We start from the raw sequence: 14,756 nt of genomic DNA, 5'->3' as shown, positions 1-14,756 counted from the left end.
GTTAATTGCTTCGATAATGCTTAAGGACGGTTAACTCAAGCCTTGTCATATCAGGGCCTAAATACTGTATGGTTTTGACCACTTTGCCTTTGCTGTCGACCCAATATTCGTTGGTGATCTCTTGCTCTAACATTGGGAAGTGAATTTTTTCTTGAAACTTCTTGGTGTCAATAGACGCTAACGGTGTTTCTACCGTTTGATTCCCTGCATACGTTCGGGTGATATTTGCTTTATAGCCAAATCGATAGTTGGGTTGCCAGTCGTAAACCGCTTGCCACTTTTGGGCACCGGGGTTAGCTGACACATCAAACGCAGAAGAAGAATCTGGTGACGAGCTATTTGCAGAAGAGAATACATCCAACGGTTGGAATGCCAAACCAGAAAGATTTTCGTAAGGAAGCAATAACGTTTGTACGATGCGTCCATTTTCAGTGACGATCATCGCTTTGTCAGAAGACATCCACTTTAACTGCTCTGCACCCGTTTGAGGGTTTTCACCGACGTAGGCCAAAACCATGAAGATTTTGCCTTGATCGTTTACTTCCGCATAAATGCTGGAATAAGGTAACGTTTGAATGTATTCCTGGGATAGCTCAACATCAGAGCTTCCAAAAATGGCTTCATCAAAAGTAGAGTTAACATCTTGAAACTGCTGAGAACAACCAGCAAGAAAAAGACCAAGAGATATGATTAGAGGTTTAAGCATGACGAGTTCTGCTTCCTAGCAATCTGGTTGCTGCTGTCCAATATGGAGAGTTAATCAATTAGATATAAAAAAACCACTTTATGCTTTCACATAAAATGGTTTAGACACTCACTACAAAAAACTAGTTAGTTGTTGTAGTTACTGTGGCACCAGTATCATTAGAAGCAACCGCTACTGCTGCTGCTGCTGCTACTGCTGCTGTTGCTACTGCTACTGTTGTTGCTGTGCCTGCTGCTACTGCAGATGCACCAGCACCAGCTGCCGCACCACTAGTACCAGCTCCAGCTCCAGCGCCCGCTGCTGCTGTTTCTGTTGCTGCAAAAGCACCGCCCGAGAAGCCAACTGCTAATGCAGCTGCTAAAGCCATTTTTTTCATAATGATTTCCATTAATATAAACGTTTATATGTAGAGGATGATTTTCACACCCTCAATCAGTTGCTCAGCTTAAACAACTGATTGATCATGATAGATAATAACCACAATCAAGTAAATGAGTAAATCATAAGCAATACCTTATAAAACGTATTTAAATGTCAACATCATCAAATGGTGTTCTATTTTCTATTAGGTGGCTGTCAGGAGCTACACTTCCTTCCTAAAAGCAAAACGAAACAACACAATAAGCAGACCAAACATTCCGCCTAAAAAGGCACCAACCAACACAATCAGAGTTCGTTTTGGTTTGTCTCTAGTAATTGGCTGCTCGACATTTTCAAGAAAACGAAAGGTTTGGAACTTAACATTTCTATTAATTTTTAAGTTATTTAACATATCTAACTTTGCATTAATCTGATGAAGACGAGGTTCAATAACGCTTAAATTTTTGACAGATTCTAAAGCTTGAACTTTTGCTTGCAAACCCTTTGAACCTAAATCAATACCAAAGATTTCACCACTATTCCCGGTCTGAATCGGCTTATCAACTCCAGCAGCTTTTGCTATACCCATAGCATATTTAGCACGCTCTGTTTCTACTAACAGCTGATTCTTTGCTTGTGTTTGTATGATTCTCTTTTGCTGAATTAATTCATTGCGTTTACCATTAATAACAGCCTGCAAGTTATTGAATGCGTCTTGGTGTACTCTTGCCTCTGTAACCGATATATAAGAAGTCAACAAGTCAAAACTGTCTTGCTTGGTCATAGTTTGAAAACGAATAAAATACGGAGAGTTACGATTATTCTTATCAACAACAGACACAGAAACCCTATCAAACCATTCATCATACAACTTTCTAATCGCATCATCAGTCATCTCACCAGAAGAGATAGAACGCTTGAAGTCTTGAAATTTTTCACTACTGTCTAAAAAGGTTCTTTTGTTATTCGCTGAGTCAAACGTATTAATAAAATCTTGAAATAAGACTTTCGAATCAACCAAACGATCGAGTTCTTTGCTAACCAATACCGTGCCATCATCTTGATAGATATTAAACACTGGCTGAAATTGCTTCACTTGTTGTTGATACTCTGTAATATTTTGAGATTGCGCTTGTACAATCTTAGCCTCAGAAGACCACCACTCTTGAGAGAACAATGCGAAACAAACACTTACTAGTGTGAATAAGACCGTGACTACAACAATAGTGAGTTTCCCTTCCCATACAGCCTTAAAAAGCTCTTTAAAATCAACATCATGACCTTGTGTGTACAACGGTGGGTTTTGTGCGGAGTAGTACTGTGGGTGAGGCTGTTGTTTCACTATAAATCTCTCAATCAATCCAAATAAATGACAATAGAATGCTATCACACAGTATAACTTTAGTATCGTCTAATCTTACTCTTTATGATAGAAGTAGATACAAAACCAACGCTAACTGAGCCTACAACAGATGAGTCAGAATATCTTGCAAACCTAAGAGGGCCTCTGATCATCATGCTAGTGATTGGCAAACATACTCTAAAATATGTAAACGTTGATTTAACACTACCACCTAGGCTAGAACTTCTATGTATCAATCTTCTCACTGGCGAGAAATCAACAGCCTCATGATGCGTGTTCACTTTTTTTGATAGCGACAAAAAAGATGTATCTAGAGTTTTCTCATCTTTATCAAACTGAACAGAGCTCCCTTTCATAGACTTCCCCTAAGTATAAACCAACCGATAGACTCTAATTCCTAAGAAAGATCACGTAGATTTTGTCTTACTCTTTTATATCGAATACAAATACATTAAAATTGGTTGAAACAAATACTCTTAGGCTTTAGTTGTGTTAATCCCATTTCTTGATCTATCTTTTTTATTCTTCTTTTCTCTTGCAACAATCTTTTTACTTCGCAAGTTTGCTAAGAAGATTGGTTTAGTAGACAAGCCAAATGCTCGAAAGCTACACAACGGAGCGGTACCACTTATCGGTGGTATTTCAATTTGCATATCTATCCTCTACTTTTTGTTAAACAACCCCAATATACTCCCAAACACCCCTTTATATGCAGCGTGCTTGATAATTCTAGTCGGTGTTGGTGCTTTAGATGATAAGTTTGATATAAGTTTTAAACTACGCTTTGTGATCCAAGCTGCTTTATCTATTGCAATGATGGTTATAGGTGGTATTGAACTTAATACGATTGGAGATATATTGGGTTCTGGTGAAGTTGTTACACTAGGCTGGTTCGGCTATTTAGTTACAGTGTTAGCTGTAGTAGGTGCGATAAACGCATTTAATATGGTCGATGGTATCGATGGACTTTTGGGTGGCTTATCGATTGTTACATTCGGCGGGCTAGGCATTATGTTAAATCATGACGGCCAACACAACTTAGCATACATATGCCTAGTGCTTATAGTCATTATCGTACCTTACATTTTATTGAACTTAGGAGCGTTTGGGCGGAAGAGAAAAGTTTTCATGGGTGATGCTGGTAGTATGTTAATTGGCTTTACTGTTATTTGGTTACTACTACTTTCAAGCCAAAATGGTAGTGCCCCTCCACTAAGACCAGTGACAGCTTTATGGCTTATAGCTCTGCCATTAATGGATATGATGGCTATTATGATTCGTAGAGCGCGTAGAGGTGACTCTCCATTTAAGCCTGATAGAGAGCATTTGCACCACATTTTTCAACGCCTAGGGCTTAGTTCTACGCAAACACTTATTGTTATTTGCTCTATAGCCACGACATATGCAGGCATAGGTATATATGCAGAGATGATAGGAATATCAGAATATGTTATGTTCTATCTATTTATAATTTTCTTCATAATTTACCTGTTGTTGTTAAGCCCGATTTCAGATAATAAGTGCGACATTCATGGAAAGGTGTAGAAGAGGAAGCCAACTGCTGAAAGTGGTACGCTCTTCTCGCCAAAGAAACAAGCAGTACTACCATGAATTATCAGCAGTTGACCGAGGGCAGAAGATACCAGATTTCTGCTCTTTTGGAACGGGGGATTTCGGTTTCTGAAATAGCTAAAACTGTTCAGTGCCATCGCTCTACGGTATATCGTGAGCTTAAACGCGGCAGTAGAGGCAGTCATTATTGCCCAAGCGAAGCTCAGGTATTCTCAATCAAAAAACGCACATCAGCTCGTAAATACAGAATACCTCAGGAGCGTGTTGATTTTATCCGTCTCCTTTTGGAATCGGATTGGAGTCCAGAGCAGATTTCCAGTGTATTAACGAGAGTCGGTGCCGCTGTCAGCCATGAGTGGATCTACCGATTTGTTGCGCAGGATAAACGCTTGGGAGGCAAGTTATATCGCCACTTGAGGCAAGGTCACAAGCGGTATCGTCGCGGTAGAAAAGAGAAAGCGCCAGCGATCAAGAATGCTGTTTCTATCGATGATAGGCCAAGCATCGTTGACAGTAAGGAGCGATTGGGTGATTGGGAAATCGACACCGTATTAGGCAAACATGGCACTGGTGCTATGGTGACAATTTTAGAGCGTAAAACACGATTTTACGTGGTCAAGAAAGTGCCATCGAAGTCAGCAGATGATGTCACCAAAGCCACCATCGAGCTACTCATGCCTTATAAGGAACATGTCCATACCATCACGGCAGATAACGGGAGAGAGTTTGCAGGCCACGAAACCATCGCAAAGGCGTTGGAGGCTGATGTGTACTTTGCCCACCCTTATAGTTCTTGGGAGCGTGGAGCCAATGAGAATGCTAACGGGCTTTTAAGGCAATATGTGAAGAAAGGAACCGACTTAACAACGGTAACAGACAGCGATATTGAATTCGCTGTATCACGGATAAATTATCGACCGAAAAAGTGTTTAGACTTCAAGCAACCAGCGTGCGTATTTCGGCTGATGTGACCCCTAGTTTCGTTTTTAATCGACCACCTTTTTAAGCCTCTCTTTTCTCTTCCTTAGTTTTACTCCAAGTGGTCGATTTAAGCCAGTTTTCTCATTGATTCCCCTCGTAACTCGATTCTATGACTTTGATGAACCAACCTATCTAAGATCGCATCAGCGATCGTCGAGTTGTCGATCATCTCGTGCCATTCTTTTACAGGTAGTTGGCTGATAATGATCGTACTGCACTCTTGGTATCTATCTTCTAGCACTTCGAGAAGATTACTTGCATGCTCTTGGCTGAGTTTTTCCATTCCCCGGTCATCGATAACCAACAGTTTTTTCTTAGACAAGCTCAGTAGTAGCTTTTGATAGCTGCCATCAAGGCGGCTACTACTCAGGTCATCAAGTAAACGATTTAGGCGATAATAACGACTTGGGCAGTGTTGCTCACACGCCTGCTCGGCGAGCGCACAAGCAACATAGGTTTTACCTGCACCTGTTGCACCTGTAATCAGGACATTCTGTCGCTTTTGTAAATAAGTGCCTGATAATAACTCTCCCATCATTGCTCTTTTTAAGCCTCGTTCTGGGCGGTAGTCCAGTTGATTACCGCTAGCGCTTAGGCGCAGCTTGGCTTGCCGTTTAAGTCGTTGGATTTTGGTTTGATCTCGGTTCACTATCTCATGATCAAGGATGAGTCCTAACCTTTCTTCAAAGCCAAGTTCAGCATAGGTCGCGGGGTGTATTCTTTGCTGTTCCAGTGCATCAGAAGCATGACTTAGGCGTAGTGATTTTAACTGTTGGATTATTGCGTCCATATTGTTTCTCCTAGTGGTAGTAGTTGGAACCACGAACATTAGTGTGTTTAAGGTTTGGTGTATCAGTGGAAGGCTGAGAGAGAGTGCCTTCACGATGGTTCTTCAATAAGTTTTTGACGAAGCCAAGGTATGGCTTCTCTGTCACTAAGGCATCTCGGCAAGCTTGTTCTAACCGTGCGTCTGAGTGCTTTTTGGCAAGACTTAGTAACCCAAAGCAACTTCTAAAGGCCAATGCTTCATGCTCTGGGCGTTTGAGCAACATCTGAGTCAGTTCACCTGTGGCTGGCCCAATAGATTTTCCCCAACGGATAAAACGCTCGGGTGTCCATGATTGGTATTGATGGTTGCTTGGCATATGCTCGTAAACGGTAGAGAGACCATATTCTTTTTGGCTTGTGCAGTGGTGAGCAACAATGCTCCCTTTGTGGTAGATACGTATTATTTGATGCGTTGCTTCAAGCTCAACTTGTTGCCCAACAAGTTGGTGCGGCACAGAGTAGAAGTGCTTTTTATATTGAATGTGATAATCAGGGGAGACGGTTGCTCGTTTAGTTTCGATATACACATATGGTTGCGATGGCAGTGGTTTTAACGCTGGACGGTCAACTTTGTTGAACAAGTCATGTCGATTGACACCAAGCTGCTTCATCTCTCGTTGGTTTAAGTCATGCATCAGCTTTCGGATAGCCAGGTTCAGCTCAGCCATTGTATAGAACACTTGGTGGCGAAGGCGCATCATTATCCAGCGCTCTACGATGAGAACTGCGTTCTCAGCTTTGGCTTTATCTTTAGGCTTGTAGGGCCTGGCTGGCATCACAGCAACGCCGTAATGTTGTGCCAGTTTTCGGTAGCTCTCATTGAGGATAGGGCTATGACGGTCTGCTTTCGTTATAGCAGATTTCAGATTATCAGGTACAAGTAGATTCGGAGCACCACCAAAGTGATTAAAGGTATTCACATGAGCCATGAGGAAGTGTTCAAGCCCTTGGCTCTCACTCGCCTCGACATAGGTGTAATTTGACGCCCCTAAAGTGGCGACAAATACCTGAGCATGTCTGCATTCTCCTGTATCTGGATTCACAACAGGGATCGTTGGGCCACAGTAGTCAATGAAGAGCTTGTCACCAGCATGGTGAAGTTGGCGCATACTGCGTTTTTGTGTCTTTAGCCAACGTCTATACAGTTCGCAGAACTGTGTATAGCCATAGGCTTTGTCTTGATGCTGATGACAATACTCTTCCCAAAGCAAAGCTTTAGTCATCCCTTTACGCTTCAATTCTAAGTAGCAGAGAGTGAAATCAGGCATCACTTTATGCTGAGAAGATGAGCGACCATCAAACAAAGCTTGGGTGACTTGATTTTCATGATGAGTCTCTTCCAGTGGCCACGTGAGGCCACTGGATTTAAATCGGGATAGATGCTGGGATACAGTGGAATGAGCAATATTGAGGCAAGCGGCGATCTGTCGATTAGAAAGATTGCACTCGTATCGGAGGCGTAATATTTCCTTAATTTTATTCATTGGCATTCTCTTTTTCGGCATGATTTATCCTTAGTGCTCTCAACATGAAAGACTCAGGTTAAACCTATTGATTTAAAAGAGAAAAGAGGTTTATTTCGGTAAATCGACCATCGATTTCGGAAACACACCGAAAAGTGGATGATTAAAACCGAAATGAGTGGTCGGTTAAAAACGGATTTGGTGGTCGATTAAAACCGAAATAGGCGGTCGGATAGCTCCGAAATATGCACCAGCGATTGTCTTTAAAGAAATGGTATTGGCTGCTTGATATTGGAGAGTGTCGCACTTCGGAGTTGAATTCGGGAGTAATATATGGAAAATAACTGCATATTTAAGAGGTAAGCTTCCAAATAAATAAGATAGTGGTAGTTCAATAAATAAGATAGTGGTAGTTCAATAAAAATGTTCGATTAGAGCAATACGACAAATTTCTTTGATATGATGAAGCTATGTAGCTTCATCATTAATAGACTCAATAACATCTGAAATTTTATTTGCAACTGTTGTTACGGAAAATTCACGCTCTAATAACAGATAGCCCATATTTCCAGTGTTATGCCTTAATTTCACATCTTGGTATAATTTTATCGCATTAGCCAAAAAGCTTTTATCGTCACCATTGATTGTAATTAACCCTGCATTATTTGCATGTAATAAGTCCATTAAATCATTGCCTTCATTTACACTACCTAAAATCGGCAAAGATTGAACCATGTAGCCTAGTAACTTGCCTGGGAAATTATGTGCGGTATGTTTAGCTGATAAAGAGAAAAGACCAATATCAATATCAGATAAAATTTCTTTAAACTCTTTCTGATTAACCGATGGTAAATATGAAAAGTTATCAAGCTCCCACTTCATAGCTAAGTCATTGATCAAGCGTACCTCATCCCCCTGGCCAACAAATAAAAAATGGGCTTTTTCGTAAGTCTTCATTGATAAAGCCAACCTCATCAGGTTAGCCATATCTTGCGCATGTCCAATGTTCCCACCGTAGAAATAAATAATTTTATCTCCTAGGTTTAACTTCTCCCGAATACTAATTTTTTGTCGCTCTGTAGGTTTTAGGGAAGCCCAATTACGCAATATTTCGGTGGGATATCGTTTAGGTAACATCTTATTAAAAACTTGTTGATTTTTTTCCGACATCAGACCTATGACATTAGCTTGATCATAGGAGTTTCTTTCAAAATACCTAAAATAACGTTCTATCAAGGATCCGGCTTTAATCATTCCTGCATCGATAACCCATTGAGGAAAGAAATCTCTAAGTACCAAATATGCTGGACAACTACAACGATGTTTTAATTTACTAACTAAACCACCAAAGAAAATAGAGGGTGAATAGTAGACAATACCGTCGAACGTATTAGGTTTAACCTTAGAAGAAATAGCTTTCCATGCATTATGAGAAAGCATGCTTTCGTTCATAGCACGTTTTATCTTACTTACGTTTTTGGTTTCCCCAGCTAAAAAACGCCAAACACGAATTCCGTCAATGTCCTTTTCAACTAAAGGTGATGTAACACCAGAATCCGGCGTAATTACCGTTACATCATGCCCCATAGCATTGAATTGCAAGGCTAATTCATGAAACATTTTAGCACCTACACGAGTGCTATGAGGCAGGTAGTCATCAATAATTAAGGCTAATCGCATTAATACTCTTTCCAAACAACGCGATTAACGTAATCAGTGTAAGAATGAATAATACGAATAACCTTGTCGGATACATTAGGCATAGAATAATCGTAAACTTGTCGTAACAAACGCTCCTCACCACGACTTTGGCTTTCCAGGATGCTTAAAGCCTGCATTACGCGTTTTACGTCAAGTCCAACCATCATAACTGAAGCCTCTTCCATACCTTCAGGTCGCTCATGCGCTTCCCTCAAGTTTAATGCAGGGAAGTTCATTATGGATGATTCTTCGTTAATTGTGCCACTATCTGACAACACGACCTTAGAGTTCTTCTGTAGATGATTATAATCATGAAACCCCAATGGCTTTAGTAATTGAATATTTTCATGGAATTCAATGCCTTGAGCTTCAATTCTATTACGTGTTCTCGGGTGCGTAGACACAATCACAGGTAAGTCATAATGATCAGCTACTGAATTTAGCGTTTCTGCTAGCTTTGCTAACTGTTTTGGTGAGTCAACATTTTCTTCGCGATGAGCGCTAACAACAAAAAACTGACCTTGCTTTAAGCCTAATCGAGATAAAACATCTGAAGAGTCAACTTGAGGCATGTAGTAATTTAAAACCTCAAACATAGGACTACCCGTTTTAATCACTCGATCAGCAGGTATTCCTTCAGCTAGTAAATAATCTCTTGCTATTGAGCTATACGTCAAGTTGATATCAGCAGTATGATCTACTATTCGACGATTAGTCTCCTCCGGTACACGCTGATCAAAACAACGGTTACCTGCTTCCATGTGGAAAATAGGAACCTTACGTCGTTTAGCTGGAATGGCAGATAGGCAGGAATTTGTATCCCCCAAAACTAACATCGCATCAGGTTTGATTTCTTCTAGCGCTTGATCAACATTTATAATAACTTGTCCAATCGTCTCTGCCGCATTTTTACCTGCAGCATTCAAAAAGAAATCAGGTTTACGTACTCCCAAGTCACTGAAGAATACTTCATTTAACTCAAAGTCGTAGTTTTGCCCTGTATGCACTAGTATATGTTCGCAATGCTCATCTAGTTTAGCTAAAACTCGAGATAAACGAATGATTTCCGGGCGAGTTCCCACCACTGACATTACTTTCAATTTTTTCATTATCTTTCCTATATTACAGTGGCTTTGCAAACGTATCAGGCTTTTCACGATCAAAGATTTCATTTGCCCATAACATAACGATAAGCTCTGAATCACCAATATTCGTCACATCATGGCTCCAGCCAGGTACGGTTTCAACAACAGTATAGTCATTACCAGTTACGTCTTTTTCGTAACATTCACCAGTTGCTATATTCTCAAATCGAAATTTCGCTTCTCCTTTTATCACTAGAAACTTTTCGTTCTTTGTATGGTGATAATGCCCCCCGCGAGTTATACCTGGGTGGGCTGTAAAGAAAGAAAATTGCCCTGCAAACTTTGTTTTCAATAGCTCACAAAATGAACCACGCGGGTCGGAATATGCGGGTACAGTATAAGAAAACTGTTCAGGTGAATAGTAACTGATATATGTTGAATATAACGCTCTGAGGAACCCCACCCCTACATTCTCAGTAATTAATGAGTCTTTACTCGCTTTAAAGGCTTGAAGTGAACTAGCAATTTCACCCACAGTAGTTGGGTAAACAGGGCTGATTGATTGCTCACCGCTTGGCTCATTGCTAGTCAAATGACGAATAAAATGTTCACAAACCGTGTCAATGTACACAAGGTTAACTTTAGCACCAGGGTCATTAACCGAGATGGGAATGTCATTAACAATGTTATGACAAAAAGTCGCTATAACTGAGTTGTAATTAGGACGACACCACTTACCAAACACATTAGGTAAGCGGTAAATATATACATTAGCCTGTGTCTGTACCGCATAATCGCGTACAGCATTCTCTGCCTGAGCTTTGCTTTCTCCGTATGCATTTGTTTGCTCAACTTGTATTGAAGAGCTTAAAAGAATTGGAGTTTTTAGGTTAGCTTTTTGCAAAGTGTTGACTATGTAAGATGTGAGATCTGCATTTCCCTGCTTAAACTCATTTTCATTTTTAGGCCTATTTACACCAGCCAAATGAAAAATAAAATCCGCTTCTTGAATTGCTGAATCTAACTGTTCTATAGAATGAGTACGATCAATTTTAACGATATCGTTAAAGCCTTGCTCTTCCAATTGGAAGCAAAGGTTTTTCCCAATGAATCCATTAGAACCGGTTACTAATATTTTCATTAGACACCCTCAGGAACAATCACGCTGCCGGCTTCAATATCAGCAATAAAGTCAAGTTTATGAAGTAGTTTTATCATACCACCTACGTCGAGACGTTCAGTATTGTGTGAATTATAATCTTCTATCGTGCTTAGATCCTTTTCGCCCTCTTCAACATATTGAGAGTAATTCAAATCACGATTATCAGAAGGAATACGGAAATACCCTCCTTGATCTTCTGCTACAAACATCTCCTCTCGACTACAAAGAGCTTCATACAATTTTTCTCCATGGCGAGTACCGATGATATTCACTGTGTGATCAGGCTTAGAGGTAATTTCTTTTAAAGCATCAACTAAAACACTAATAGTAGCGGCTGGGGCTTTTTGAACAAAAATATCACCGTTAATACCATTAACAAATGCATGTAATACTAGGTCTACAGCATCATTCAACGTCATCATAAAGCGAGTCATATTAGGATCTGTAATTGTAATTGAGTCACCGCTTATTATTTGACGTAAAAACAGAGGGATAACCGAGCCGCGAGATGCCATAACATTGCCATAACGAGTAGCTGATATAACTGTCTTACTAGCGTCCACATTACGGGATTTAGCTACAATTACTTTTTCCATCATGGCTTTGGATATGCCCATCGCATTGATCGGATAAACTGCTTTATCTGTGCTCAAGCAAACTACACGAGATACTTCATTGGCAATACACGCCTCTAACACATTCTCGGTACCAAGTACGTTAGTTTTGACTGCCTCCATTGGATGAAATTCACATGACGGGACTTGCTTAAGCGCTGCTGCGTGGTAAACAAAATCAACCCCGCGGGTTGCTGACAAAATAGAGTTATAATCTCGCACATCACCAATGTAAAATTTTAATTTAGGTGAATTGTACTTTTTCCTCATATCGTCCTGTTTTTTCTCATCACGAGAAAATATACGAATTTCTTTAATATCGGTTTCTAAAAATCGGTCCAGTACCGCATTACCAAACGATCCTGTTCCACCTGTAATCAATAGGGTTTTGTTATCAAACACTCTTCTATCCTTTAAAATTTCTTAGTAACTAATTCTGTTAATTTATTTTTTTGAGAACGGTTGGGATAACTAATTAACACGGCTCTATATTTTCCTTTGAACACAAAGTAACTACCAGCTGCAACTCCGACAACACCACATTTAGAAATCAAATCCCCTAAATGTTCTTCAGAGCCCGCACCACCAAGAAATGTAACTGGAATTCTCATGCATCTCTTGATTTGACTGGCTAAGTCTAGATCGTACCCAGACATCGAACCGTCTCGATCTACACTGTTAATTACAATTTCACCTGCTCCGAGGTTTTGAAATTGCTCTATCAGACTAAACAAATCACTCTTAGTTTCTTTAGCTGCATTATGAGTCATTACTTTATAAGAACTAGAGAACAGCCCTTTTTTCTTTATTACATCTAAAACGACGACGACGCTTTGGCTACCGATTTCTGACGCAATTTCAGTCACTAGCTGCGGGTTAGAGATCGCAGCAGCACTAAGTGATACTTTCTCAACACCTAAATCAATAATTTTTGAGGCTTGTTCGGCAGTGGTTACACCTCCTCCATAACAAAGAGGCATTCTGCATTCTGCAGCTAACTTTGAGATCAATTCATAGTTAGGTTCTCGATTGTATACCGTTGCATCAATATCCAATACCATGAGCTCATCTGACTCTTTTTCATTGAATATCTTTACTGCATTGATTGGATCCCCAACATACTTTGGCTCACTAAAACCTTTTGTTTTAACAAGACCGTTATTATGAATTAAGAGGCATGGAATAATACGAGGCCTTAACATGTTATAACTCCGAAAAATTTTTCAAGAACATTGCGCCATATTGATGGCTCTTCTCCGGATGGCATTGAATACCATATACATTTCCAGATGAAACTATACAATCAAACTCTAAACCATACTTAGCACTAGCCAGCCTACTTTCTTGCGCCGAACATTCAAAGAAATAAGAATGCAAAAAGTAGAAGTGAGGCTCAATATCAAACCCTTTGAATATAGGAGAGTTGTTTGCTATCTCAACGTCATTCCACCCCATATGAGGCAAAGGTAAGTCTTGCTCAGGTAAGGCACCTTTGAATGACTTAACTCTCCCCGGAACCCAACCTAATCCCGATAATTCACCTTCTTCACTAGACGAAGCTAACATTTGCATACCAACACAGATACCTAGTAGAGGAATCTGATGTTCAAAAACTAATTCTTCAACTTTATCTTTTAAACCTGATTCAAGGAATCGACTCATTGCATGGTCAAAAGAACCAACACCAGGTAAAATTATATGAGTAGCATCGAGTAAATCATCAGGTGTTCTACATCTCAGACATTCCACTCCCAGGCGCTTATACATGTTGATAAATGCTTGGATGTTCCCTACACCATAATCTAATATGTGGACCATCAAAAATACCTTTTCTCTAAACCAATTTTTCGCATTAAAGTAGCTCCTAATTGTATAAGCCAGCGTTTATTCTTGTAATCTTGGTATGTTTTTTTTGGTGACTCAAAAATAGAAGTCAATTCGTCAACAGACAGATCCAGTTTGTTTGCAACATATTCGAATTCTTGCTCAAGAAAGTGTTCGTCCATCTCTGGCTTCGAGATTCTTTGAATTGCAGCTTCTCGCGTCATTTGGCCAGTTTGAATCAAGCTAGAAAAATGAGCTCGTCGTTTTTCAAATCCAAAACGACGTGGCAACCAGTAATCTTCATAAAAGCGAGTAAATCTTGACTCATGGTGTTTATGTTGAAAGGCTTTCCAACCGAACTTCTCATTAAGCTCTTTTTCAGCACCCTTCTTGGTAAATGGAACCATATTAAGAGGGTGGTGTACCTTGATTCCAGGTACAACTTTGTACAACAACTTATAAACGAGGATGTCAGTCAAAGGGAAGGTATCAAGTTTTCCCTTACCAAATTTAGAAAAAATATCTCGAAACAGTGTTGTATCAATACCTAAATATCCCCCCCACTCCTCTGGCTCTCGGCAGCATTCAGTAGAGAAATTGGAGCCTGTAATAATGTGCTTAACATTATATTTTTTTGCAAAATTATAAAGACCAGAGAAAAAAGCAGCGTCCTGAACTAAGTCTTGATCAGGTATACCTGAGCGTAAAAATGCAACCTGCAAGTTTTTTACTTCTTCCCAATTTACTACTTCTGTATAGAGCTCAACGCCTAAACCTTCGATAAGCTTTTCAATATTCCCCACAGCTTGATCGGTGTTCCAGCCAGCATCCACATGAAATAACAAAGGCCTAAGTCCCATCTTTTGCGTAGCGATGATTGCTGCATAAGAGCTATCCAAGCCACCGGATAAACCGATAATACAGTCGAAATCTTTGCCTTCACCATCGCGTTTAATAGCGTCAGCTAATTCTTTTAGCTGCTTAGATCCTTTTTCAGAGGTATCCCAATTTGGAGCTATATTATGGCTAAAGTTGTTACAATAGTTACACACACCTTCATCATCAAAAGTAATTTTAGGGTCTGTTGTATCCATTAT

At 39.9% G+C, this 14,756-nt stretch carries 14 protein-coding genes; 2 read left to right on the top strand and 12 right to left on the bottom strand.

Translation table 11 applies throughout. The features are described from left to right. Window position 1: 1 nt before the first annotated feature. The 3 genes from ACMAZD_RS01200 to ACMAZD_RS01190 all read right to left on the bottom strand — a co-directional run bounded on the left by ACMAZD_RS01200 (window position 2) and on the right by ACMAZD_RS01190 (window position 2,408). Window positions 2-706 (bottom strand): YjbF family lipoprotein, encoded by a 705-nt coding sequence (locus tag ACMAZD_RS01200; protein ID WP_435248264.1) that lies wholly within the window; start codon window positions 704-706, stop codon window positions 2-4. Window positions 707-827: 121 nt separating this feature from the next. After that, window positions 828-1,082: a hypothetical protein gene (locus tag ACMAZD_RS01195; RefSeq protein WP_435248263.1), complete on the bottom strand. Its 255-nt coding sequence runs from the start codon at window positions 1,080-1,082 to the stop codon at window positions 828-830. A gap of 207 nt (window positions 1,083-1,289) precedes the next feature. Continuing rightward, window positions 1,290-2,408, bottom strand: a complete 1,119-nt coding sequence (locus tag ACMAZD_RS01190) for an LPS O-antigen chain length determinant protein WzzB (protein ID WP_435248262.1) — start codon at window positions 2,406-2,408, stop codon at window positions 1,290-1,292. A 510-nt stretch (window positions 2,409-2,918) separates the two neighbouring features. Here ACMAZD_RS01190 and wecA point away from each other — a divergent pair. Then, window positions 2,919-3,974: a UDP-N-acetylglucosamine--undecaprenyl-phosphate N-acetylglucosaminephosphotransferase gene (gene wecA, locus ACMAZD_RS01185; protein ID WP_435248261.1), complete on the top strand. Its 1,056-nt coding sequence runs from the start codon at window positions 2,919-2,921 to the stop codon at window positions 3,972-3,974. Window positions 3,975-4,036: 62 nt separating this feature from the next. Then, a complete protein-coding gene (locus tag ACMAZD_RS01180) occupies window positions 4,037-4,972 on the top strand; it encodes an IS30 family transposase (RefSeq protein WP_435248260.1) in 936 nt (311 codons plus the stop codon). Between the two features lie 77 nt (window positions 4,973-5,049). Here ACMAZD_RS01180 and istB read toward each other — a convergent pair whose 3' ends face one another. From istB to ACMAZD_RS01135, 9 genes are all read right to left on the bottom strand, one after another. After that, window positions 5,050-5,772 (bottom strand): IS21-like element helper ATPase IstB, encoded by a 723-nt coding sequence (gene istB / locus ACMAZD_RS01175; protein ID WP_435248259.1) that lies wholly within the window; start codon window positions 5,770-5,772, stop codon window positions 5,050-5,052. A gap of 10 nt (window positions 5,773-5,782) precedes the next feature. Then, window positions 5,783-7,315 (bottom strand): IS21 family transposase, encoded by a 1,533-nt coding sequence (gene istA / locus ACMAZD_RS01170; protein WP_435247818.1) that lies wholly within the window; start codon window positions 7,313-7,315, stop codon window positions 5,783-5,785. 426 nt (window positions 7,316-7,741) lie between these two features. Then, entirely contained in the window at window positions 7,742-8,953 is a 1,212-nt protein-coding gene (locus ACMAZD_RS01165; protein WP_435248258.1) for a glycosyltransferase family 4 protein, read from the bottom strand. Continuing rightward, window positions 8,953-10,083 (bottom strand): non-hydrolyzing UDP-N-acetylglucosamine 2-epimerase, encoded by a 1,131-nt coding sequence (gene wecB / locus ACMAZD_RS01160; RefSeq protein WP_102557972.1) that lies wholly within the window; start codon window positions 10,081-10,083, stop codon window positions 8,953-8,955. Before wecB ends, ACMAZD_RS01165 begins: the two co-directional genes overlap by 1 nt. Window positions 10,084-10,096: 13 nt before the next feature. Continuing rightward, window positions 10,097-11,200 (bottom strand): UDP-2-acetamido-2,6-beta-L-arabino-hexul-4-ose reductase, encoded by a 1,104-nt coding sequence (gene wbjC, locus ACMAZD_RS01155; RefSeq protein WP_102557973.1) that lies wholly within the window; start codon window positions 11,198-11,200, stop codon window positions 10,097-10,099. Continuing rightward, the gene (locus ACMAZD_RS01150; RefSeq protein WP_435248257.1) at window positions 11,200-12,237 is read right to left on the bottom strand and encodes a polysaccharide biosynthesis protein; all 1,038 of its coding nucleotides are present in this window, start codon (window positions 12,235-12,237) and stop codon (window positions 11,200-11,202) included. The genes wbjC and ACMAZD_RS01150 overlap by 1 nt, the downstream gene beginning before the upstream one ends. Window positions 12,238-12,248: 11 nt before the next feature. Continuing rightward, window positions 12,249-13,037 (bottom strand): AglZ/HisF2 family acetamidino modification protein, encoded by a 789-nt coding sequence (locus ACMAZD_RS01145; protein ID WP_435248256.1) that lies wholly within the window; start codon window positions 13,035-13,037, stop codon window positions 12,249-12,251. Window position 13,038: 1 nt separating this feature from the next. Next, a complete protein-coding gene (gene hisH / locus ACMAZD_RS01140) occupies window positions 13,039-13,653 on the bottom strand; it encodes an imidazole glycerol phosphate synthase subunit HisH (RefSeq protein WP_435248255.1) in 615 nt (204 codons plus the stop codon). Beyond that, entirely contained in the window at window positions 13,653-14,753 is a 1,101-nt protein-coding gene (locus ACMAZD_RS01135) for an N-acetyl sugar amidotransferase (RefSeq protein WP_435248254.1), read from the bottom strand. The genes hisH and ACMAZD_RS01135 overlap by 1 nt, the downstream gene beginning before the upstream one ends. Between the last annotated feature and the right edge of the window lie 3 nt (window positions 14,754-14,756).

The sequence above is a fragment of the Vibrio sp. nBUS_14 genome (assembly GCF_051201655.1).
Lineage (GTDB): Bacteria > Pseudomonadota > Gammaproteobacteria > Enterobacterales > Vibrionaceae > Vibrio.
Note: the sequence above shows the minus strand (reverse complement) of the source record. Positions and strands in the feature narration are given on the sequence as shown.